This is a genomic window from Neptunomonas japonica JAMM 1380 (assembly GCF_016592555.1).
Lineage (GTDB): Bacteria > Pseudomonadota > Gammaproteobacteria > Pseudomonadales > Balneatricaceae > Neptunomonas > Neptunomonas japonica_A.
The window spans coordinates 1,082,200-1,106,026 of record NZ_AP014546.1 but is presented as its reverse complement, the minus strand read 5'-3'; the positions used below and the strand labels follow the sequence as shown (position 1 = coordinate 1,106,026).

20 protein-coding genes and 2 pseudogenes are annotated in these 23,827 nt (G+C 42.2%); 9 read left to right on the top strand and 13 right to left on the bottom strand.

Annotation, left to right across the window (positions count from 1 at the left end; genetic code table 11):
• Nucleotides 1-145 precede the first annotated feature (145 nt).
• On the top strand, nucleotides 146-1,174 hold the full coding sequence (locus NEJAP_RS05025; protein ID WP_201349584.1) for a Fe(3+) ABC transporter substrate-binding protein: 1,029 nt from the start codon (nucleotides 146-148) through the stop codon (nucleotides 1,172-1,174).
• A 90-nt stretch (nucleotides 1,175-1,264) separates the two neighbouring features.
• On the top strand, nucleotides 1,265-2,935 hold the full coding sequence (locus tag NEJAP_RS05020) for an ABC transporter permease (protein ID WP_201349583.1): 1,671 nt from the start codon (nucleotides 1,265-1,267) through the stop codon (nucleotides 2,933-2,935).
• A gap of 30 nt (nucleotides 2,936-2,965) precedes the next feature.
• Here NEJAP_RS05020 and NEJAP_RS05015 read toward each other — a convergent pair whose 3' ends face one another.
• From NEJAP_RS05015 to ampD, 3 genes are all read right to left on the bottom strand, one after another.
• On the bottom strand, nucleotides 2,966-4,669 hold the full coding sequence (locus tag NEJAP_RS05015; RefSeq protein ID WP_201349582.1) for a PglL family O-oligosaccharyltransferase: 1,704 nt from the start codon (nucleotides 4,667-4,669) through the stop codon (nucleotides 2,966-2,968).
• 90 nt (nucleotides 4,670-4,759) lie between these two features.
• Nucleotides 4,760-5,809, bottom strand: a complete 1,050-nt coding sequence (locus NEJAP_RS05010) for an ABC transporter ATP-binding protein (protein WP_201349581.1) — start codon at nucleotides 5,807-5,809, stop codon at nucleotides 4,760-4,762.
• 135 nt (nucleotides 5,810-5,944) lie between these two features.
• Entirely contained in the window at nucleotides 5,945-6,520 is a 576-nt protein-coding gene (gene ampD / locus NEJAP_RS05005) for a 1,6-anhydro-N-acetylmuramyl-L-alanine amidase AmpD (protein ID WP_201349580.1), read from the bottom strand.
• A 119-nt stretch (nucleotides 6,521-6,639) separates the two neighbouring features.
• On the opposite strand from ampD, the gene nadC reads away from it, so the two are divergent.
• Entirely contained in the window at nucleotides 6,640-7,494 is an 855-nt protein-coding gene (gene nadC, locus NEJAP_RS05000; RefSeq protein ID WP_201349579.1) for a carboxylating nicotinate-nucleotide diphosphorylase, read from the top strand.
• Between the two features lie 32 nt (nucleotides 7,495-7,526).
• Complete coding sequence (locus NEJAP_RS04995; protein WP_201349578.1) at nucleotides 7,527-7,916, top strand: 3-phosphoshikimate 1-carboxyvinyltransferase; 390 nt, start codon at nucleotides 7,527-7,529, stop codon at nucleotides 7,914-7,916.
• A 78-nt stretch (nucleotides 7,917-7,994) separates the two neighbouring features.
• Here NEJAP_RS04995 and NEJAP_RS04990 read toward each other — a convergent pair whose 3' ends face one another.
• The 3 genes and pseudogenes from NEJAP_RS04990 to NEJAP_RS19520 form a co-directional block, all read right to left on the bottom strand.
• Nucleotides 7,995-8,342, bottom strand: a complete 348-nt coding sequence (locus NEJAP_RS04990; protein WP_201349577.1) for a hypothetical protein — start codon at nucleotides 8,340-8,342, stop codon at nucleotides 7,995-7,997.
• Nucleotides 8,343-8,672: 330 nt separating this feature from the next.
• Nucleotides 8,673-8,984, bottom strand: coding sequence for a pilin (locus tag NEJAP_RS04985; protein WP_419197848.1), 312 nt, complete (start codon nucleotides 8,982-8,984; stop codon nucleotides 8,673-8,675).
• Nucleotides 8,985-9,004: 20 nt separating this feature from the next.
• Nucleotides 9,005-9,119: pseudogene (locus NEJAP_RS19520) on the bottom strand (prepilin-type N-terminal cleavage/methylation domain-containing protein); the annotation flags it as partial.
• 363 nt (nucleotides 9,120-9,482) lie between these two features.
• Here NEJAP_RS19520 and pilB point away from each other — a divergent pair.
• The 5 genes and pseudogenes from pilB (at nucleotide 9,483) to NEJAP_RS04960 (ending at nucleotide 14,271) form a co-directional block, all read left to right on the top strand.
• Nucleotides 9,483-11,195 carry a type IV-A pilus assembly ATPase PilB gene (gene pilB / locus NEJAP_RS04980; protein ID WP_201349575.1) on the top strand — a complete coding sequence of 571 codons (1,713 nt, stop codon included), beginning with the start codon at nucleotides 9,483-9,485 and terminating at the stop codon, nucleotides 11,193-11,195.
• 37 nt (nucleotides 11,196-11,232) lie between these two features.
• Nucleotides 11,233-12,455: pseudogene (locus NEJAP_RS04975) on the top strand (type II secretion system F family protein).
• Between the two features lie 61 nt (nucleotides 12,456-12,516).
• Nucleotides 12,517-13,383, top strand: a complete 867-nt coding sequence (locus NEJAP_RS04970; RefSeq protein WP_201349574.1) for a prepilin peptidase — start codon at nucleotides 12,517-12,519, stop codon at nucleotides 13,381-13,383.
• Between the two features lie 67 nt (nucleotides 13,384-13,450).
• The gene (coaE, locus tag NEJAP_RS04965) at nucleotides 13,451-14,065 is read left to right on the top strand and encodes a dephospho-CoA kinase (RefSeq protein WP_201349573.1); all 615 of its coding nucleotides are present in this window, start codon (nucleotides 13,451-13,453) and stop codon (nucleotides 14,063-14,065) included.
• Nucleotides 14,062-14,271, top strand: coding sequence for a DNA gyrase inhibitor YacG (locus NEJAP_RS04960; RefSeq protein WP_201349572.1), 210 nt, complete (start codon nucleotides 14,062-14,064; stop codon nucleotides 14,269-14,271). The genes coaE and NEJAP_RS04960 overlap by 4 nt, the downstream gene beginning before the upstream one ends.
• On the opposite strand, the gene NEJAP_RS04955 is transcribed toward NEJAP_RS04960, so the two are convergent.
• The 7 genes from NEJAP_RS04955 to NEJAP_RS04925 form a co-directional block, all read right to left on the bottom strand.
• Nucleotides 14,252-15,184, bottom strand: a complete 933-nt coding sequence (locus tag NEJAP_RS04955; RefSeq protein ID WP_329610935.1) for a Nudix family hydrolase — start codon at nucleotides 15,182-15,184, stop codon at nucleotides 14,252-14,254. The two genes, NEJAP_RS04960 and NEJAP_RS04955, sit on opposite strands and share 20 nt — an antisense overlap.
• A 20-nt stretch (nucleotides 15,185-15,204) precedes the next feature.
• On the bottom strand, nucleotides 15,205-16,422 hold the full coding sequence (argJ, locus tag NEJAP_RS04950; protein WP_201349570.1) for a bifunctional glutamate N-acetyltransferase/amino-acid acetyltransferase ArgJ: 1,218 nt from the start codon (nucleotides 16,420-16,422) through the stop codon (nucleotides 15,205-15,207).
• An 82-nt stretch (nucleotides 16,423-16,504) separates the two neighbouring features.
• Nucleotides 16,505-19,252, bottom strand: coding sequence for a preprotein translocase subunit SecA (gene secA / locus NEJAP_RS04945; protein WP_201349569.1), 2,748 nt, complete (start codon nucleotides 19,250-19,252; stop codon nucleotides 16,505-16,507).
• 194 nt (nucleotides 19,253-19,446) lie between these two features.
• Nucleotides 19,447-20,361, bottom strand: coding sequence for a UDP-3-O-acyl-N-acetylglucosamine deacetylase (lpxC, locus tag NEJAP_RS04940; protein WP_201349568.1), 915 nt, complete (start codon nucleotides 20,359-20,361; stop codon nucleotides 19,447-19,449).
• Nucleotides 20,362-20,452: 91 nt separating this feature from the next.
• Nucleotides 20,453-21,616, bottom strand: coding sequence for a cell division protein FtsZ (gene ftsZ, locus NEJAP_RS04935; RefSeq protein WP_201349567.1), 1,164 nt, complete (start codon nucleotides 21,614-21,616; stop codon nucleotides 20,453-20,455).
• 77 nt (nucleotides 21,617-21,693) lie between these two features.
• Nucleotides 21,694-22,986, bottom strand: a complete 1,293-nt coding sequence (gene ftsA, locus NEJAP_RS04930; protein WP_201349566.1) for a cell division protein FtsA — start codon at nucleotides 22,984-22,986, stop codon at nucleotides 21,694-21,696.
• A 6-nt stretch (nucleotides 22,987-22,992) separates the two neighbouring features.
• Nucleotides 22,993-23,826: a cell division protein FtsQ/DivIB gene (locus NEJAP_RS04925; protein WP_201349565.1), complete on the bottom strand. Its 834-nt coding sequence runs from the start codon at nucleotides 23,824-23,826 to the stop codon at nucleotides 22,993-22,995.
• Nucleotide 23,827 lies beyond the last annotated feature (1 nt).

Below are 23,827 nucleotides of genomic sequence, written 5' to 3'. Positions count from 1 at the left end.
CAAGGAACATAAAGTTATAAGAGAATGGTATTGAGAATTATACTCATCCGCATTGACTTTCTACGCCTTAACGATAATAATTCGCGTTATCTTTAATGCTTCACTTTTTCAACCATATTATTTAATTAATAAGTAGGGTAAAACTATGTTACGCAAGTCTCTGTTTGCATTTGCCACTCTCACAACAGCGCTCAGCTTCAACGCCATGGCTCAGGCAGAAGAAGTAAATATTTACTCTTACCGTCAACCCTTCCTTATCGAACCTTTATTGAAAGCATTCTCAGAAGAAACAGGTATTAAAACCAATGTTGTTTTTGCAAAGAAAGGTTTACTCGAACGCTTAGAGCATGAAGGTCGCAACTCACCAGCGGACATTCTACTAACATCTGATATCGGCCCTCTATTTGATGCTACTGAAAAAGGCCTATTTTCACCCTTTACAAGTGAGATTGTTAACGAGAACGTACCTCAGCAATTCCGTGACCCAGAAGGTCGCTGGGTAGGACTAACTTCGCGTGCACGCCTAGTTTATGCCTCTAAAGAGCGCGTTAAAGAGGGTGAAATAACCTCTTATGAAGAGTTGGCTGATCCAAAGTGGAAAGGACGCATCTGTACACGCAGCGGTAAACATACCTATAACCTTTCTCTTATCGGCAGCATGATTGCTCACCATGGTGAAGAAAAAACCGAAAACTGGTTAAACGCCGTTAAAGAGAACCTTGCACGTAAACCTCAAGGTAACGATCGAGCTCAAGTTAAAGCGGTCAAAGAAGGTGTATGTGACCTTGCACTAGGTAACTCTTATTACTTTGGAAAGATGTTAACAAATGAGAAAAACCCTGAGCAAAAAGAGTGGGCAAAATCTGTTAATTTGATTTTCCCTAACCAAGCAGACCGCGGTGCACACATGAATATTTCAGGTGCAGGAATAACTAAAAATTCTCCTCACCCAGTGGCTGCACAAAAACTAATTGAGTTCTTAACAAAAGAAGAGTCTCAAAAGTTTTATGCTGATGTTAACTTTGAATTCCCTGTACGCCCGAATACTCCACGCTCAGAATTGGTCGAGAAGTTCATGGGTGAATTTAAAGGTGATGCTATCAACTTACAGAAAGTATCTGCACAACGTGCTGCAGCTGCAAAGCTGGTTGATAAAGTTGGCTTTGATAACTAAAGAATAGAATCTTTTAATTCACTAATACACTAGTGACATTAATAAGTTAAAACGGTAGTCTTCGCGGCTATCGTTTTATTGCTTTGGCTAATGAATACACAAACTATCACACGCCCAATACGCGCTAGTAACACTACCGGTTGGTACATCAGCAGCTGGGGAGCCGCATTACTCGTTGCGCTTCCTGTTCTTTCGGTGTTCTATCTGGCCCTCTTTCCAGAAGAAAATATCTGGCGACATCTCGCCGACACTATTTTACCTGTTTATATCACTACAACCTTAAAATTAATGGTCGGTGTTGCCTCTCTTTCTGTCATCATCGGTGTAAGTACTGCATGGCTGGTAACTATGTGCCAGTTTCCAGGAAAGCGTTTTTTTGAGTGGGCTTTATTACTTCCTTTTGCCGTTCCCGCCTATGTTATTGCATATATCTACACAGACATCCTTGAGTTTGCAGGACCCGTTCAAGTATTTATAAGGGACATTTTTGGTTGGCAAACGGCTAGAGATTATTGGTTTCCTGAGATAAGGTCGCTATCAGGAGCGATCTCAATGCTCACATTAGTGCTTTATCCTTATGTGTACTTGATGTCTAGAGCGGCATTTCTAGAACAATCAATGAGCCTAAAAGATGCTAGTCGCTTGATGGGCTGCACGCCTTGGCAAAGTTTTTACCGCATCTCATTACCTATCGCGCGCCCTTCTATTGCTGTCGGTTTATCATTGGTTTCAATGGAAACTCTTAATGACTTCGGAACAGTCGACTATTTCGCAGTACAAAGCATGAGTGCTGGTATTTATGATACATGGCTTAATATGGGAAATTTGGGCGGCGCCGCCCAAATAGCAACCATGATGATGATCTTTGTTGTTGTTCTTATTGCCCTGGAGCGCATAGCTCGCGCTAAACAAAAACAATTTCATAGCACTGATCGGTTCAAAGCGATTCAAGCCTACCCTTTAAATCGAACCCGTAGCACACTCGCCTTCATTGCCTGTTTACTACCGATACTATTAGGTTTCATTATTCCGGTGGCTTTGCTAATTACTTATTCAATCAGCCATCTCGATCAATTTTTCACTACAGATTTTTTAAAACATGCCAGCCACAGCTTTCTGCTCTCAGGCGGTGCCGCACTACTATGCCTAATATTGGCCGTATTACTTACTTATGCTAAACGTTTAAACCCAAACCGCTTGGGGCTTACATCTGCAGTGCGCTTCTCTAGCCTTGGCTATGCCCTTCCTGGGGCTGTATTGGCCATCGGAGTCATCATTCCACTAGCCGCATTTGACAACAGAGTGGACGCTTGGATGCGTGAACAATTTGATATCTCTACGGGGTTGCTACTCAGCGGAACTGTTTTTGCAGTTATTTTTGCTTACTGCGTCCGTTTTTTAGCTGTGGCAACAGGCGCTGTTGATAGCTCGCTCAATAAAGTCACACCAACCATGGATATGGCGGCTCGCTCATTAGGCATGTCACCCGGAAAAACATTAGTGAAAATTCACTTCCCGCTGATTAAAGGCGGCCTATTAACTGCCATGCTAGTTGTATTTGTGGACTGCATGAAAGAGCTGCCCGCCACACTAATTTTAAGGCCATTTAATTACGATACACTTGCCACTTTTGTGTACCAATATGCATCAGATGAGCAATTAGAAGAGTGTGCTTTAGCGGCACTATTGATAGTTTTGGTAGGTATTATTCCAGTCATCATGCTGAGCAAATCTATTACAGGGACTCGCTCAGCGCACTGAATCGGCAGATCTCATAAAATATTCACAACCTTAATCTACTAATATTTCTTTAGAAGCTGCCAATATTAAGGGGTTATCACGGTATAAGTATAAAGCACGATCAACAGTATTCTTCTTTTTTTCAGAATCCCCCAAGTAGTTATAGGCACGAATCAGTTCTAAAAATACAGAAATGTCAGGTTCATCTCGAAGGCTATTTTCCATCCATCGAGCATAGTCCAATGTAAAAGTAGTTCCATGACTAATTTTTTCAGTGTTAGAAAGGCTTTCCAATAGATAGCGGGTAGCTACATTAGTAAAAAAAGGATGTTTACTAATTGATCTAAGTTCTTCAGGTTTAGCATGGCCCGAATATAAAACATAGACGATATGATGAGAGTAATAAAGCGCTGTACTGCTAAACCAAAGTACGACCATTAATAACAGAACCGCCCCCCCTCGCACTAACCACCCTGCTGCAATACTTAGGTACAAAGGATAAGTTTTGCACCTAGTTTGAAAAACAACAAACAACAAGAATAAGAAAATAACCCAGTGATAAGCGGACACATAAAAAGGGTGCTCAACTTGAGTATGCAAGGCCATGGGAAGTAATATCGAAGCCATTGCCCCCCCTCGCTGCCACCCCAAGGAAAGAAGCTGACGACAAACAGCTACGACACCAAACAAAAAAGCGAATAAGCCTACAGCACCACTTTCAACACCCCACAGAAGAAACTCATTATGAGGATGCGAAAAGCGTACTCCGAGATTAAAGCCTTGCGCTTCCAGTTGATACTCAGCAGCTTTATTATGAAACACTCGTTGAAAACTACCAATTCCATGCCCTAATAGCGGTTTATCTTTAATGACCTCCCAGCTAATAAGATAAACATCTTTTCTAATGTCCTGCCCTTCTTCTGCAAGCTGTTCCATTTTAGAATAAGCACGTAACGCTCCTTCGTTAATAAATAAACCAGCACTGCCTCCAATTAGTAATGCCCCAAATATACCTACTGTCCAGAATTTTCGGTACTTAAGCAGACTATAACGAGACAAAGTTATAAGAACTAGTCCGACACCACCTCCTAAAATACCTATACGTGACCCAGCACTCAGCAGCACAAAAGCTGACAGCAACATGCAAAAGACAGGCAACAACTTAACCCACAAAGGGCGATTACTAAAATCAGGAGCACTTAACATAAAAACTGACAGCACTACTGCTGTAGCCATGAGGCTTGCCTGTAGGTTAGGTTGTTGAAAAAAACCCAGCGCTATTTGGTTACCGGGATTAGGAACCAACTCAGACAATAACGTGCCCGGCATTAGCTGTATTAGCCCAACGAAAGCATGTAACGACAATACACCACATAGAATATACAAAGCACTCTGAATATCACGCCTTGAAGCATTGAATTGAAACAACCCAAAGAAAAGAAAAAAGCCAAGCAAAATAGCCGATATACGTAGCATCCATGAAAGCGGCTGCTCCAACCCCACAATAAAACCGGTTAGCATTATCAATAACGGCATCGCTATAATTAAGCCAAAATAAGCTGGCAGCCTGATAACCTGTTGCTGCCACATCCGCAAAACTGCAAGAGCAAGAATTAGAGCTACAGCAATCCATACAACAGAATTAAATGGAAGAAACAGACCTTGTCCACCTAAGTTCGTTCGAAAGTAAAAAGAAGAAAAAAACAAGAAAATAGTTGCTGTGAAAAAAGATTGGTTAATTAAAGAAGTACGCAAAAGCATTCCTTATTTATAGTAATTGCATATACCTTATGAATATGCACATTTTAATTAACCTAAAGAATAGCTCATAAAAAATAGTTTATATTAAATTGGAAAAGCAATTGGCCGATGCACAGCTACTTCAATTCCGACTACATCACCAATTTTAAATGGTAGTAACTCTCTGACTAGTGCTGAAGTGGTTCTTCCTGACTCGAGCTTTAGAAGGTAACGTGTAGCTTCGCCCATAAACTCTCTACTCAACACTTGCGCTGTCGCGTGCCCATTATTATCAACTATAGGAGAGACATCAGCAGGGCGGATAAATAAGTTCACTGCTTGCTGTCGATCCAACAAAAGCGGCTCTGCAAACTCCAGCAGCCCAAGCTCTGTCTGCACTTTGGTTTCGGACATACATACCCCTTCAAACAACTCACCTTCGCCAACAAATTTAGCAACTTGCACAGTTTCAGGTGTGTAATAAAGAGATTCAGCAGTACCCCATTGCTGCAGCTTTCCATCTGCCAAAATTCCCAGTACATCACTAATCACGAATGCTTCTTCTTGATCATGTGTTACAACTACTGCTGCTATTCCCTGCTGCTTTATAATGTCACGAACTTCTAACGAAAGCTCTTTACGCATCTCTGTATCTAAGTTTGAAAAAGGCTCATCCATTAGCAATAGCCGAGGGCGAGAAGCCAGGGCCCTAGCTAATGCTACACGCTGCTGCTGACCACCTGAAAGCTCATGAGGATAACGTTTTGATAAGTCCGGTAACCGAACTAGTTGCAGCATAGACTGGATAATAGCGGTCTTATCAGCTTTTGAGTTTTTTTTAAGACCAAAAGCAATATTATCAGCAACGCTTAAATGAGGGAAAAGTGCATAGTCTTGAAAGACCATTCCCATTTGGCGTTTTTCAGGTGGTAACGTTGTACTTTTAGATGAAACTTGCTGTCCTTGCATATAGATAGAGCCAGAAGTAACCGTATTAAAACCAGCCAATGCACGCAATAAGGTCGTCTTACCGCAACCACTTGGGCCTAGCAAACAAGCAATTTCTCCTTCATTGATTGAAAAACTAACACCTTCAACAATCAATTGATTGGCATACGAGCATGAAAGAGACTCAACAGATAACAATGAAGACATGTGAAAACAACCAAGTATGCTGATATTAGAAAACGTATAATAGATGAAAACAATTATCAGTTATAGCGTTAATACGTCGATAAAACTGTACTTAAGAATAGCGTTCGCTTCTCAAAAAGCACCCAATCAGAAATTCTAAGACTTGGGCTTGAACTCACAAAAAAGCTGTTCAAAATAAAGCCAATTAAATGAGTCTCCTGGATCAGTCTTTCTTCCCGGTGCAATATCAACATGACCAACAATTGAATTCCTACTAATCTGAGGATAAGCCTCTATAAGCGAGTTTGCTACACGAGCAAGCACTTGATATTGTGTATAGGTGTAGGGCAAATCATCAGTACCTTCCATCTCAATGCCTATAGAGAAGTCATTGCAGTTAACTCTCCCTTCAAAGCAAGACTCTCCCGCATGCCAAGCCCTATCATTCAAATTAACAAACTGAATCACATCTCCATTGCGTGTAACCAATAGATGAGCCGACACCTGTAACTCAGCAATTTCGGCGAAGTATGAATGCTCACTCACCGGCAAACGATTTTGAAAAAATGCCTCAATATAGCCATTACAGAACTGTGCGGGAGGTAGACTAATGTTGTGAATCACCAACACATCAATATTGGCCTGTGACGCACGCTCATTATAATTGGGCGATGGACACCACCGACTACCTTCTAATCGCCCATCGTGAACTTTATAAGCTGTTTTCAGCACTTTACCTACTCGCCTTGATACTATTCAGTTAAAATCGTTATTCATTTAATTTACGTATTTTACCACGTAAAGTTTATTCGACCATTTACATAACCCTTTACTCAAAAGGCCGGACCGTCATGCTAACAACCACTGACCTTAAACCTGTTATTTTCGCTAACGCCACTGCCGCATTAGCTGAAGATGTTGGTACTGGCGATATCACTGCCATGTTAATTCCTCAAACAGAGCAAGCAACAGCACGTGTTATTTCACGCGAATCAGCAGTGATCAGTGGTACCGCATGGGTTGATGAGGTGTTTAATCAAGTAGACCCTGACATGCAAATCCAATGGCAAGTAAAAGACGGCGACCGAGTAAAGCCAGACCAAGTTCTCTTTACTGCCACAGGGTCGGCTCGTTCACTACTAACAGCAGAACGATGTGCTCTTAATTTTTTACAAACACTTTCAGGTACCGCAACTATTAGCCAGCAGTACGCTGATAAAGTAGCCAGCACCTCTGTTCGCTTACTCGATACCCGAAAAACAATACCTGGCCTACGCATAGCACAAAAATATGCTGTTACTTGTGGAGGATGTTATAACCATCGTATCGGCCTTTATGATGCATTTTTGATTAAAGAAAACCACATCATGGCATGCGGCGGTATAGCTCAAGCTATTGAAACAGCGAAGAAAAATGCTCCTAATAAAAAAGTTGAAGTTGAAGTTGAGTCTCTTGAACAGTTTCAGCAAGCGCTAACAGCTAAAGCCGATATTATAATGCTCGATAATTTCACAGAAGATGAAATGCGCGAAGCCGTGTCTATCAACCAAGCATTAACAAAAAACTCCCAAGCTAAATTAGAAGCCTCAGGTAACATTACGGACGAGACCCTAGTACCAATAGCTATGACGGGTGTTGACTACATATCAATTGGCGCACTAACAAAGCACTGTCGTGCAACCGACTTATCCATGCGTTTGATCTAACCAACTATCTACCTTAAAGGCAATGATTAGTAGTGAACGACTCTTTTATTAATGGTTTGAAAGAACGCTTACCTGATGACCTAAAAGAATCTTTTAGCCAAGAGCAGCTGTCTGCCCTAAAAGTAGCCTTTGGCGCAAGAAAATGGGGACAACACAAAATAGACCTACGCGGTACTCTACGCATCTGGCGCTGGCGTTATTATTTTGTTTTTCTAGCAGGTAGAAATAAACGCGATCTAACAAGGCGTGAACAAGAATTATCACGCATGGCCACGACATTGGCGATAGCTATTTTTTTAACTTTCGCTACATTGCTTGGACTTATCGTTCTTTATTTGATTAAGTCCGCATTGGGCATAGACCTATTCCCAAACTACTCTTTAGGGCTGTGGGGATGGTTTAAAAACCAATTCTTAATATAATTAAATATGCAGCCATCAATAAGAAATAGCTGCATTTTTTGTCATTATAATATGTTGTTTACAGTGTAAAATCCTACCTTACGGGCACTTGCCTGAGCCTAACAGGCTCCAGTCATCGGCCTTTTGAATTTTAATCACATCGTAAACTTCAATAATTAACCCGGAGATAGGCAATGAACGGTTTTTAAGTAACTGACATGCTTTCTCAGCTGCGGCATTACCCGTCATGCTTTCTGATGCGATACCTACTGCAAGAATTTTATCATCACTCCACCATACAGGACGTGCAGGAAACAAAACATCATCCAATAAAGTCTGCTCAATCTTTGCTTTAACCTCAGGGGGTATTAGTTTTTTTGTCTGATTGATATATAAAGTAACAGCTACGCAAGCAGCGATAAGGAGGATAATTATTGTACGCTTCATAATTAATGATGACCGGATACAGGATTCAGCCAACGAGTTTAATTGATTAAATTTGATATGCAATAGGCGTAGTTTAGATTATTTAAATCAAAACCTCACTACCATAAACTCAATAGTAACTATTTTAATTTTGAAAACTATTCCTTAATAACTATACAGCCGTTACTACAAACACCCTATTTATAAAATCAAGACATCAACCTAAAATCATTAAAATAGAATCAATAAAAAAGACCGCTATTGCGGTCTTCTTAATTTGAAACATAGGGTCAATTATGGCTTCAGGAATACACACTCTGCATGCTACACCATCAGCACCTCAGCCTCTAATCAAGCACCTGGACATGTTTTAGGAGAAATTCTGTTCGGAGCAGTATTTGCACATGACCAAACACCAGAAGTAGCACGTGTCCACGTAATTGTTTTACCAATCACATCAGGGCTACCAGCCATAGTACACTGGATTGAAGCAGCTCCTGTAGTTGCTACAGCTGAGGTATATACAGTACAGCGTTGAGAAGATGCTGCAGAGAAACCTAACTCTTTTAACACAGCAATACTAGTTCCTGATAAAGCTGTTGCATCTGATGCACTAACACCTTGACCAATTTTTTCTTCAATGTTTATTTTAGCTGCTGATATTTCTGCAAGTGATCCTGATACCTGAGCTTTAGACGTATAATCCTGATAAGCAGGCAATGCGATCGCTGCCAAAATACCAATAATCGCAACTACAATCATCAGCTCGATCAATGTAAAACCTTGTTGTTTATTCATATTTCTCATTTGTACTTCTCCAGCGATTTTTCGAAACTCAAATTAAGTTGGTAAATCCGTATTCCCTTGTATCGATTCCTCTGTACAAGTGCTACTTACTGACCAGTGTAGACCAGCTTTTTGTAATTTCCACAGACACAAGAAAAAAATTGATTAAATCTAATATAAAAATCTCACCTTTATTTAAGCGCTGCAGTAAATGATGTTGCTATAAGGATTTTAGCCTATAATTATTAACGTCTTGTGGAGGAGTTATATCCAAATTTAAACTAAATTAATATGCAGCCTCTCATGTGGTTCTCAGAACTAGAATAATGACAAAAGTAATGGAACTAGTAATTACAGTAAAACTAAGGAGAGATAATGCAGGTTCAGCAACCTTTAAGCGGCTTGGCAAGAAGACTGGTTAAAGATGGAGTTTTTTCGGCTGATGTAGCGCGCAACGCCATTGAAAAAGCCCGCGCCTCTCAAAAACCCTTTATCAGTCATATAATTGATGAGCGTTTAGTGACTGCCCACCGTGCGGCAAGTGCAGCATCTGATGAATTTGGCCTTCCATTACTCGACCTTAACTGCATAAACACTGAATCTATCCCTCAAGGACTGGTTGCTGATAATTTAATTTCCAAGCATCACGCCCTCCCTTTAGTAAAGCGTGATAACCGGCTTTATGTTGCATTAGCTGATCCTACGAATATCCAAGCACTCGATGAGTTTAAATTCCACACGGGAATAACCACCGAAGGCGTCATCGTTGAAGAAGATAAGCTCAAGCAGCTTATTGAGGCTTTCCTAGATGACCAAGGCTCCGCTCTTGAAGAATTGGATGACACAGATTTAGATTCTCTAGAGATAGATGACGGCAGCAGCAAAGAAGAAGAGGAACAAACCAGTGAGGATGCTTCTAAAGATGCTCCTATTGTACGGTTTGTGAATAAAATCTTACTAGACTGCATTAAAAAAGGTGCATCAGATATACACTTTGAACCCTACGAAAAAGCTTACCGAATTCGTAGCCGTATCGATGGTATTTTACAAGAGATAGCCAAGCCGCCTAACAACCTTGCCAAACGCTTGTCAGCCCGCTTAAAAGTCATGTCACAAATGGATATTTCTGAACGACGCATGCCGCAAGATGGGCGCATAAAAATGAAAATATCAAAGAACCGCGCTATTGATTTTCGTGTGAATACACTCCCCACACTCTGGGGCGAAAAAATAGTTTTACGTATTTTGGACCCTTCCAGCGCTAAAATGGGAGTAGATGCTTTAGGCTTTAGCCAAATGCAAAACGACCTGTATATGAGCACACTGCATAAGCCGCAAGGAATGATACTAGTTACTGGTCCTACCGGTAGCGGTAAAACAGTAACCCTCTATACAGGGCTTAATATTCTTAATACTCCTGAGTTAAACATCTCTACTGCCGAAGATCCTGTCGAAATAAACCTTGAAGGAATAAACCAAGTACATGTTAACGCCAAAGTCGGTTTAAGCTTTGCAGAAGCTTTGCGCTCGTTCTTGCGACAAGACCCTGATGTTGTCATGGTAGGGGAAATACGTGATTTGGAAACAGCCGAAATTGCCATAAAAGCGGCTCAAACCGGGCATATGGTTCTATCAACCCTGCACACCAATAGCGCCCCTGAAACATTAACACGTTTACGTAATATGGGTGTTGCATCATTCAACATTGCAACCTCAGTTAGCTTAATTATTGCACAACGCCTTGCACGTCGTTTATGCGAACCCTGTAAAAAACCTGCATCTGTGCCAGAAGCTGCTTTAATAGAAGAAGGGTTTTCTCCAGAACAGCTTCGTAGTATTGATCTATATGAAGCAAACCCAGAGGGATGCCCTAAATGTACCAGAGGCTATAAAGGTCGTGTTGGTATCTATGAAATGCTACCCATGACGCCAGAAATAGCTGAAGTCATTATGAACAACGGCTCCTCTATAGATATTATCCGTATTGCTCAAGAGCAAGGTTTTAGGCCACTTCGCCAAACAGGGTTAGATAAAGTAGCACAAGGTCTTACTAGCTTGGATGAAATGAATCGCGTTATTAAGACCTAATGGCTTTAATTTAATGCCTTGAAAGAGATCACACTGCATGGCTACAAAACAAAAAAAATCTGTCACCTACAATTGGCAGGGTAAAGATAAAAGCGGCAATACTAGCAAAGGCAAAATTGATGCCGTTGATCTAGCCACTGCCAAAGCATTATTACGCAAACAGGGAATCCTACCCAAAAAGCTTGCCAAAGAATCATCACTATCCCTTTTTAGTGATAAAAACGCAGCTATCAAGCCTCTAGATATAGCCTATTTCACTCGCCAAATTGCTACTATGATGCGTGCTGGAGTCCCACTACTTCAAGGCATGGATATTGTTGCCAACGGTGTTGAGAAAACAAAAGTGAAGGAACTAATTAATGATATACGCTCATCTGTTAATGGCGGCCAAGATTTTGCAGCATCGCTTGAAGGCCACCCAAAATACTTTGACGACTTGTATTGTAGTTTAGTTAGCGCAGGTGAACAGTCAGGTGCACTAGAGACAATGCTTGACCGTATCGCCACTTACAAAGAAAAAGTAGAGTCACTAAAGAAAAAATAAAAAAAGCAATGACCTACCCTGCAGCGGTTTTAATTGTTGGCTTAGTCGTATCGGCTATATTATTAGTAAAGGTCGTACCGCAATTCGAAAGTGTTTTCTCAAGTTTTGGTGCGGAATTACCTGCCTTTACACAATTCGTACTCAAACTTTCTGTATTTGCTCAAGCATATTGGTTTATTATTTTGGTAGTTGTTTCATTAACTGGGTTTACACTTGTCAAAATCAAAGAACGGTCACAAAAATTTGCAGACTTCATAGATAGAGCTGTACTCAAGCTTCCTGTACTAGGTGAAATACTACACAAGGCAGCTATAGCTCGTTTTGCTCGTACTCTTTCGACTACATTTGCAGCTGGTGTACCGTTAGTCAGCGCGCTTGATTCTGCGGCAGGAGCTTCTGGTAACGTTGTATACCGCACAGCGATCATCCAAATACGTAATGGTGTTTCCACTGGACAATCCTTACAAAACGCAGTCACTATGACAGGTGTATTTCCTAACATGGCAATACAGATGATAGCTATTGGAGAGGAAGCAGGCTCTTTAGATATGATGCTCGATAAAGTAGCCAGCTTTTATGAAGAAGAAGTAGATAATGCTGTTGATAATCTCTCCAGCTTGATTGAGCCCCTGATTATGTCTGTTCTAGGAGTCCTGGTAGGAGGGCTTGTAATAGCCATGTATTTACCAATTTTCCAATTAGGTGCCGTCGTATAGAGAACCTACCTAGGTTTTGGCTTTATACTCTCGTGAATTTTAGTTTGGTGCTCTACACAACATGACCCCATTAATAAACTGGTTAAGCTCAGAACCGCTGTATGCGGCCATCTTCACCTTCGTTTTCTCTCTATTAGTAGGTAGCTTCCTTAATGTCGTTATTTATCGCATTCCTGTAATGATGGAGCGCGAGTGGCAAGAAAGTATTCGAGAAGCCAGTGACGAAGAACCTGAGCAAAAAACGGGTACATTTAATTTATCGAAGCCCGATTCAACCTGCCCTTATTGCCAGCATAAAATCCGCTGGTACGAAAATATTCCAGTTGTTAGCTATATGGTACTAGGCGGTAAGTGCTCTTCATGCAAAAACCACATACCTTTACGCTATCCTTTAATTGAGCTATTAACTGCTGCTTTAAGTGTAATAGCCATGCATCAATTTGGCTTTAATGCATACGGACTTGCAGCAGTCCTTTTCACTTGGTGTTTAATTTCACTTACATTTATTGATGTTGACCACCAACTCCTGCCAGATAGAATAACATTGCCATTACTATGGTTAGGGCTGTTAATTAATACGCAGAATAGCTTTGCATCTTTGGAAGCGGCTGTATGGGGAGCCACACTAGGGTATCTTTCCCTTTGGTCTGTCTACTGGGCATTCAAATTGCTAACAGGCAAAGAAGGCATGGGGTATGGAGATTTTAAATTATTGGCGGCTTTAGGTGCTTGGTGTGGCGCGGCAGCGCTTCCGTTAATCATTTTACTCTCTTCCGTGGCCGGTGTTATTCTTGCAGTTATGCTGATGTTATTTAAACGACACGAAGCCCAAAACCCACTTCCTTTTGGGCCCTACCTTGCTATTGCCGGCTGGGTAGCGCTTCTTTGGGGTGACCAGATAACCGCAGCTTATCTTTTAATGTTATAAATAGTGTCTAGATTATAAGCAATTTTAGTTCTGAAAATATTTTGGCAAGATTTATTAGGTTTTTATTATGTTAGTGGTCGGTTTAACTGGTGGTATTGGTAGCGGAAAAAGCGCAGCATCTGCGCAGTTTGAACTATTGGGAAGACCCATAATTGATGCTGATATTGTTGCTCGTGAAGTGGTGGAGCCGGGCGAGGCAGCATTAAAAAAAATAGTCGAACAGTTTGGTCCACAAATGCTATCAGAGAATGGTAAATTAGATCGAGCCAGCTTAAGAGAAACTGTTTTTTCTGATAGTAAATCACGAGAGTGGCTTGAGCAATTATTGCACCCCATTATTCGCAATCGAATTATGGAAAAAATAGAGAGCTATCAAGGCTCCGCGCCTTTTGCTATTTTAGCTTCTCCTCTCTTGCTTGAAACAGATCAACATAAAATGGTTGATCACATTATTGTTGTTGATGTACCTGAAAGCTTGCAAATTAAACGAGTAATATCGCGCGATAAAAACAATAAAGAGCAGGTGCAACGTATTATGGAAGCACAGCTAAGCCGCCAAAATAGGCTTGAGCTTGCTGATACTATAATAGATAACAGTTCCGATCTAGAAAACCTAGAAAACCAGATAAAGCTACTGGATATAAAATTACGTGAGTTAGCAGTAAACGAGTACCGTACATGAAAAAGATAAAATGCCCTCAATGTTCCGGCCCATCAATATGGGATGAAACTAATAACTCACGCCCTTTCTGCAGTGATCGCTGTAAACTTATCGATTTAGGTGCATGGGCAAGTGAGGAGTACCAACTACCGGTATCGCCATCAGTTGACGACTATGATGACCAGCCCAGTAGTGACGGCCACATGTTTACGAGCACCATGCATTAATACCAGCAATACCTTGAGCACCAATACTCTTAGCTTGCATTAAGTCGCTCTGATTCATCCCCCCCAATAAAAACACGGGTAAAGCAGCTTGTGCAATGATATTCGAGGCAGCTTTCCATCCTAATACAGGAGTACTGGGATGACTTTTAGTTGGGCTAATTGGCGACAAGGTCACATAGTCACATTGCATTAATTGGGCTTTATTAAGCTCTTCTAGCGAATGGCAGGAAGCCCCTAAAAAACGACCCGAGAACTCTTCCCGATTAGACATTGCCATCAAGCGCTGGGAAGTTAAATGCAAAGCCTCTCCTTTCAAACTGTTAGCAAGCTCTACTGAACAACTCAATATTAAGCGCCTGTTGTTTAACTGAGAAGCTGCGCGCATCGTCCTTACCCAGTGAGCATACCCTTCCTCAGATAATTGCTTTTGTCGCAACATAAACCAAGTGAGAGAAAAAGCATTTATCGCACTTTCTGTCCCAGAAATACACCCGGACACAGAACTATAAGCCTTCGTAATTAAAAGCTTATCAGGTAATAAAACAGCATTAAGGATAGGCTTGTTTGCAGCAGGAAAAGGGTAGCTATCAAGCTCATTGAGCGGCACCCAACGAACTTCCTGCCCCTCCCTCCCCCATGCCTCGCCAGAAAACCCAGTGACACGAAATACATCTAGAAAAACTGACTTATCAGAATAGTGATAAGGAATCTGTATTAGAGACTCAACCTGATTAACCTTAATACCAATCTCTTCATCTAGCTCCCTTGCCAGCGCTACTTCGGAAGATTCTCCCGGTTCAACTTTCCCGCCAGGAAACTCCCACAAACCACCCTGATGCTTATCATCAGGGCGTTTTGCTAGAAAAATGTTACCTGCGCCATCATCAATGACAGCAGCAGCAACATGTATCATTTTTTTCTCTGAATGAAGCATCAGCTGCGATAGTCAGCATTAATGGTGACATAATCATGAGAAAGGTCAGTGGTCCATACTGTTTCATTGATAATTCCGCGATTCAAAACGATCTTAATCAGTATATTCTCCTGACTCATAACCTTTTTACCCGCTTCTTCCGTATAGCTATCAGCACGACCACCATTCTCAACAATACAGACTTCATCTAAATAGATCTGCAGGTCATTCAACTGTAAGTTTTCTACACCCGCACGACCTACTGCAGCTAAAATACGTCCCCAATTTGGATCACTTGCAAATAGCGCAGTCTTTACTAGCGGTGAGTGCGCTACAGTATAAGCGGTAGCTAATGCTTCTTCCTGAGTAGCGGCTTGCTCCACACGAATAGTCACTAACTTAGTCGCACCCTCGCCATCTTTTACAATGGCAAGTGAAAGCTCCAACATAACTTGGTGAAGTGCATCTTTGAAGAGACGATACAATGCCTCATTCTCTTGTGTAAGGACAGCACCAGATTGCCCAGTCGCTATCAACATACACGAGTCATTCGTTGAGGTATCACCATCAATGGTTATGCGGTTAAACGTTAAATCTGCTGCTTCAACAAGTAGGGACTGCAATAGCTCACTACTAATAGCAGCATCTGTTGCAACAAAACCCAACATAGTAGCCATGTTAGGCATGATCATACCGGAGCCTTTGGATATACCTGTAATGGTTATCGTCTGACCTTCATGTATGAACTGAACACAAGCTCCTTTAGGGCGTGTATCGGTAGTTAAAATACCTTCAGCAGCTTCTGCCCAATGATTCTCATCTAGGTTATCCAACGCAGCGGGAAAAACATTAATGATTTTATCAACAGGAAGTGGCTCACCAATAACACCTGTCGAAAAAGGCATAATATCCGCCTGATTCACATGAGCAGCATCAGCTAAAGCACTACAGCATGCATAAGCATCTTTTAAGCCTTTCTCACCTGTACCGGCATTCGCATTACCCGTGTTAATTAACAGAAAACGGTTTTTACCTTGATTTAAATGCTCCTTAGATACAATAACAGGAGCGGCACAGAAAGCGTTTTTAGTAAAAACGCCAGCCAGTGTAGACTTCTTAGCCATTTCGATAACAACTACATCTTTACGCCCTGCAGTCTTAACACCTGCAGATGCTACACCTAAACGCACACCATTTACCGGATGTAGTACTGGTAATGTAGCGGGTCCGATTGCCATTTTATTATCCTCTTTCAACATAAAGAAAGCAGCCAAGGCTGCTTTCTTTTATAAAATATTATTAAAAACTTACTGAACCGTCTTAATCTAACTTGCCGTGACAGTGTTTGTACTTTTTCCCCGAACCACATGGGCATGGTTCATTACGACCGACTTTACGCTCGTCTCGTACAAATGTTTCAGGCAATTCAGGCTCTCCATTGCTGCTTGCTTCTTCAGCTGAATCTTCAGAAAAACCAGAGTTACTTTGATGCTCAAAATTCATTTGCTGCTGTGCTAATTGCTCACGACGCTGCTGTTCAATTACTTCAACCTCTTCAGGCATCTGTACTTTAACGTGACTCAGAATTTTTACTACATCACGCTTAATGTTTTCTAAAAGCTCTTGGAACAGTGAAAATGACTCGCGCTTATATTCTTGCTTAGGGTTTTTCTGGGCATAACCACGTAAGTGAATACCTTGGCGCAGATGATCCATTGTTTGCAAGTGCTCTTTCCATAGGGTATCCAGCACTTGAAGCATTACCTGCTTCTCAAATAAGCGGATACTTTCAGCACCAGCAATGGCTTCTTTCGCTTCGTACGCGCCAGCAATTTCTGCTTGAATTTTATCTCTCAACGTTTCTTCATGTAGCGAGCTATCTTCATCAAGCCACTGCTTAACAGGCATGCTTAATGAAAACTCAGCTTCTAGTGCTCGCTCCAAACCTGCAATATCCCACTGTTCGGCTAGGCTTTGAGGAGGGATATAGCTACTAATAGAATTATCAACAACTTCTTCACGAATCGCTTTCATCGTGTCAGAAATATCATCGGAAGCCATTAACTCATTCCGCTGATTATAAATAACCGTACGCTGGTCATTCGCTACATCATCATATTCCAACAATGACTTACGAATATCAAAGTTACGGCCTTCTACTTTGCGCTGCGCTTTCTCAATCGCATTTGAAACCATTTTATGCTCAATGGCTTCGCCTTTCTCCATACCCAAAGCTTGCATAAAACCACGCACGCGGTCTGATGCAAAGATGCGCATCAAGTCATCTTCTAATGACAAGAAGAAACGTGAAGAGCCAGGATCACCCTGTCGTCCAGAACGGCCACGCAGCTGGTTATCAATGCGACGAGATTCATGACGCTCTGTACCTATAATGTGTAGACCGCCTGCAGCAAGCACTTGCTCGTGACGTTTTTCCCAATCTGCCTTAGCTAATTCAATGTCGGCTTCCGTTGGATCAACCAAGCTCTCTAGCTCTAGCTCTAACTTACCGCCAAGCTTAATATCAGTACCACGCCCAGCCATGTTAGTTGCAATAGTAACCGCTCCTGGGCTTCCTGCTTCGGCAATAATGGTCGCTTCGCGTTCATGGTTTTTAGCGTTAAGTACGTTGTGCTCTACCTTGGATTTATTTAGATAACTAGAGATTAATTCGGATGATTCAACAGATGCTGTTCCCACTAAGACCGGCTGCCCACGCTCGCGACAATCCGCTATCTCTTTAACGATTGCATCATATTTTTCTTCCATCGTTAGGAAAATAATATCGTTTAAATCTTTTCGGGCAACATCTCGATTGGTCGGTATAACAAGAACATCCAATCCGTAGATTTGATTTAACTCAAATGCTTCAGTATCTGCAGTACCTGTCATACCTGCTAACTTACCGTAAAGACGGAAGTAGTTCTGGAACGTTGTCGATGCAAGCGTCTGGCTTTCTAATTGAATAGAAACGCCTTCTTTAGCTTCAACAGCTTGATGAAGCCCTTCGGACCAGCGACGTCCAGGCATAATACGGCCGGTATGCTCATCAACAATAACAACCTGATCGTCTTGAACAATATAATCTTTATCGCGAATGAAAAGGTTATGTGCACGAAGGGCTGCTAATACATGATGTAAACGGTTAAGGTTATGGGGCGCATAAAGACTCTCACCTTCTTCCAAAATACCTTCTTTAGTCAGAAGTTCTTCTATAACCTGATGACCTGCTTCAGTTAACTCAACCGTGCGGTTCTTCTCATCAACAACAAAGTGCTCATTGATTTCTTGCTCCGTATCTTTAGGGTCTATCTCACCGTCAAAGCGTAGCAAGTTAGGAATAAGTAAATTCACCTTATGATACATCGCGGAGCTATCTTCAGCGGGCCCTGAAATAATCAAAGGAGTACGCGCTTCATCAATAAGAATGGAATCAACCTCATCCACTACCGCGTAATGAAATTCTCTCTGTACCTTCTCTGCAAGGCTAAAAGCCATATTATCGCGCAGATAGTCAAAGCCAAATTCATTGTTAGTACCATAAGTGATATCCGCCGCATAGGCTGCACGCTTTACTTCCGGCTCTTGGCGGGATAAAACAACACCTACGCTTAACCCCAATGCTTCGTATAACGGACGCATCCATTCCGCATCGCGGCTCGCTAGATAATCATTCACCGTAACAAGATGAACACCCTTCCCTTCAAGTGCATTCAAATAAACGGCTAACGTTGCTACAAGCGTTTTACCCTCGCCTGTTCGCATCTCTGCTACGTTACCTTCATGCAACGTGATACCACCGATCAACTGCACGTCAAAGTGGCGTAGCCCCATTGAACGCTTAGAGGCTTCACGAACCAGTGCAAATGCTTCAGGAAGAATAGTTTCTAAAGAAGTACCATTCGCTACTTGCTGCTTAAAATCTTCTGTTTTGGCGATTATTTCAGAATCTGATAATTTTTCGATCTCTTCTTCAAACGCATTGATCAGCTTAACTAGCTTCCCCATACGTTTTAACTCTCGATCGTTTTTATTACCAAAGACTTTTTTAAACAATGAGGTCAACATATATTGATTATCTTTCCGTGAGTCCCAGAAGCCGAAAGCAACTGCACTTTTATGATTAAGGTAAATAACAAAGTGATTGTATTGTCTATTAGGGTTGATTTATAAATTTCAACCACTTAACTCGCAATCTTATAACTCAGATCGCTTTATATTAAAAAGCCGGGCAAAGCCCGGCATTCTAATGTTCTAATACTCTAATCTGCCAAAACCGGCTTTTGATAAGATATTGGGGCTGTTTGCTCATGATCTTCAAAAGTAACCACTTCCCAAGCATCTTTAGTTTCCAGCAACTTATTTAATAATAAGTTATTCAATGAGTGTCCTGACTTGAAGCCAATAAACTCTCCTATTAGGCTTTTTCCTAACAGGTATAAATCACCAACGGCATCAAGTACCTTATGCTTTACAAACTCATCGTCGTAACGCAAGCCATCGTCATTTAGAATACGGTAGTCATCAACAACAATAGCATTCTCTAAGCTGCCACCTAGAGCTAAGTTTTGTGAGCGCAAGTATTCAAAATCACGCATAAAACCAAAAGTTCTAGCACGGCTCACTTCTTTTACAAAAGAGGTGCTAGAAAAATCCAATGTCGTTTCTTTATTACGACCTTCAAAAGCGGGATGTTCAAACTCAATACAAAAGCCCACTTTAAAACCTTCAAAAGGACGGAATGTCGCTGACTTGCCATCAGAACTGACCGTTATCTCCTTTTTAATCCGAATAAACTGTTTAGGTGCATCTTGCTCATCAATCCCGGCTGACTGAATCAAGAACACAAACGGTGCGGCGCTACCATCCATGATAGGTACTTCTTCAGAGCTCAACTCAATAACCACGTTATCAATACCCAAACCTGCCAAAGCAGATAATAGATGCTCAACAGTGGCTACACGCACGCCGTCTTTACCCAAGTTAGTTGACAACGTGGTATCGACAACATTTTCGGTACAAGCCGCAATATCAATGACAGGTTCTATATCAGTACGACGGAAAACAATACCCGTATTTACGGCGGCTGGCAGGAGCGTCAGATACACTTTTTGTCCGGTGTGCAGACCAATTCCGGTAGCCTTAATACTGTTCTTCAGTGTTCGTTGTCTGATCATGCGTCCGCCAATATTTTAATTGTCTCAATAACCCAAAATGGTAACAAAATAGCGTCAAATCGGCAACACAAGCCGTTAACGCAAAACTATCTTAATCAGCTTGTCTACGAATATAAGTTGGGATATCTAGCATCTCAACATCTTGCTGCTTATCTGACTTCAAATCTTGGCTCGTTGACGGTTCAAGTAATGCTTCTTGCTTCTGTCGTCGCAACACCGTTGGCAACTCAATCTGATTAAAATTAACTGAGCCATCGTTACGCTTATGCGTTGGCGCTACAACCGGTACTGGCTCTGCACGCTTATCAAAACCTGTTGCAACAACAGTGACTTTAATATCATCAGTCATTTCTGGGTCGATAACAGTACCAACAACAATAGTTGCGTCATCAGACGCATATTCTTCAACAATGTTACCTACTTCAGTAAACTCACCCAGACTTAAATCTAGGCCTGCAGTAATGTTAACTAAAATGCCACTCGCACCTTTTAGGTCTACGTCTTCTAAAAGCGGGCTATTAATAGCAGCTTCAGCAGCTACCGTAGCACGGTCTTCACCCTTAGCAGCTCCCGTACCCATCATTGCCATACCCATTTTAGACATCACTGTACGCACGTCTGCAAAATCGACGTTGATCATACCAGGGCGGGTAATTAGATCAGCGATTCCCTGCACGGCACCACGAAGTACATCATTGGCTGTGTTAAACGCATTAATAAGGCTGCAATTACGCCCGAGTACTTTCATTAACTTCTCATTAGGAATGATAATTAAAGAGTCTACATTTTCACGTAATTCAGCAATCCCTTCATCGGCCAATTTCATTCGTTTACGGCCTTCAAACGGGAACGGTTTAGTAACAACAGCTACCGTTAAAATACCAAGCTCTTTAGCCACATCAGCAACAACCGGAGCCGCTCCGGTTCCTGTGCCACCACCCATGCCTGCTGTGATAAAGACCATGTCAGCACCGTCTAGCATCTCAGCAATATGCTCTCTATCTTCCACCGCGGCCAAACGCCCGACCTCAGGGTCAGCACCTGCACCCAAGCCTTTTGTTGTTGCACTACCAAGCTGCAACAATCCCTTAGCAGACATCTTCGCTAACGCTTGAGCATCGGTGTTAACACACATAAACTCAACACCATCGAGCTCAGTCTTAACCATATGCTCTACGGCATTTCCGCCGCCACCACCTACACCCATCACTTTGATCACGGCGTTCTGTGGATCACTGTCTAATAGCTCAAACATTTCATTCTCCTGTCGGATTCCACGCCTTTACAGCAATCCGGCGATACTTATGATCCCATTCTAGGGCATCGAATAAATTAAAAATTGCCTTTAAACCAGTCTTTAATCCGGTTAAATAGCCCCGGACCTTCTTTTACTGGTTTTAAAATTTCTTGTTTACTTTCTCGTTTCTCACCAGCGAACACTGCTGATTTGGAAGGCATATGTACTGATGATGCACTTCCTACCTGGCCGCCTTGGCTCGCGTAGTGCAACAGACCAATGCCGGTCGCAAAAATAGGGTTTTGTAAAATATCATCCATACCACGTACACCGTGTGGCATTGCCAAGCGCACTGGCATATGGAAGATCTCTTCAGCAAGCTCAACAACGCCTTCCATCTTCGCCGTACCACCGGTCAAAACAATGCCTGCTGCTACAAGGTCTTCAAAACCACTGCGGCGCAGCTCTGCTTGCACAAGTGAGATCAGTTCGTCATAGCGCGGCTCAACCACTTCCGCCAGTGCTTGACGTGATAAGTCACGCGGAGGACGATCGCCGACACTCGGTACTTTAATGGTTTCATCTATGCTGGCGAGCTGTGCCAAGGCACAGGCATATTTCATCTTTAGCTGCTCGGCATGCTGAGTCGGTGTGCGCAACGCCATGGCAATATCATTGGTGACTTGGTCACCTGCGATAGGAATAACACCGGTGTGGCGAATAGAACCACCGGTGAAAATAGCAATATCCGTAGTGCCGCCGCCGATATCCACCATGCAAACACCGAGGTCTTTTTCATCTTCAGTCAATACGGCATAGCTAGACGCTAATTGTTCGAGTACAACGCCATCAACTTCTAAGCCGCAACGACGAACACATTTTTCGATATTCTGGATGGCATTAATGGCACCGGTGACCAAATGTACTTTGGCTTCTAAGCGTACACCCGACATACCCAAGGGCTCTTTAATGCCCTCTTGGTTATCGATCAGGTATTCCTGCGGTAGAATATGCAGAATTTTCTGATCCGCCGGAATCGCTACAGCACTGGCTGCATCAATGACACGCTCCAGATCATGATCCATGACTTCGCGATCACGTACAGCAACAATCCCGTGTGAGTTCAAGCTACTGATATGACTACCGGCAATACCGACGGTTACCGAGTGTATTTTACAACCGGCCATCAATTCTGCTTCTTCTACGGCACGCTGAATAGAACCCACCGTTGATTCGATATTAATCACAACACCGCGCTTTAGTCCCCGCGATGGGTGCGAGCCGATACCGACAACCTCAATATGGCCATCGGGCATTACCTCGGCTACCAAGCACACCACTTTAGAGGTGCCGATATCCAGTGCGACAATCATGTTAGCATCTGACATTCTTTCTTAACCCGCCTTAACCTGTTCTTCAAGCTTACGCCACTTCACAGCAACACCATTGGTATAACGAATATCAACTTTCTCAATATGAGCGGCACGTGAAGACAATTCTTTTTGGTAAACGTGTAAAAACCGCTGCAATCTTTCCCGTAATTGCTCTTTTCCAACAATAACTTCTATACCATTATCTAACACTAGTGACCAAGCACCACGAGCCTCCATTGAAAGCCCCACCATTTTAACATTTGCACCCTGAAATAGGCGGCTCAAATCATGATACTGAGCCATCAAATGCTGCGTTTCAGTTGCTGGGCCATTTAAAACAGGTAAACTCAAATACTTACCTGAGGTATTGGGCCAAAAAATATCACCCTGATGGTTTAAAAGCCCTTTTCCTCCCCAACGTGCTACCGGAATCTGCTCTTCAATCACGACTTCTACAGCCGGTGGCCAATCACGCTTTATCTTAGCTTCATGCACCCAAGGCTCATCAAGTATGCTTTCTCTAAGAGATGATATATCCACATGCAGCAGTGGTGCATTGATACCCGCAGCCAATTTTTCTGCAAGCTGTCTCTTATTCAAATATTTGGTATCACCTAAAACTCTAATTTGAGCAACAGGCTTATCTAACCATGTCATCACTTGCATATAGCTACTAAATAGCAAGCTGCAAAAAATCAAAAGCGCCGTTAATATCAATAATGGTCGCCAATATTTTTCTATTTCACGCTCTGGCGCCAGCTCAGATGCTTGCTCAAGTACCGAACCGTCACTTGCCGCTTGCGGTGGCAAAGATGACTGATCAAATACTTTTAGCTTCTGAAGACCAGCTGACATA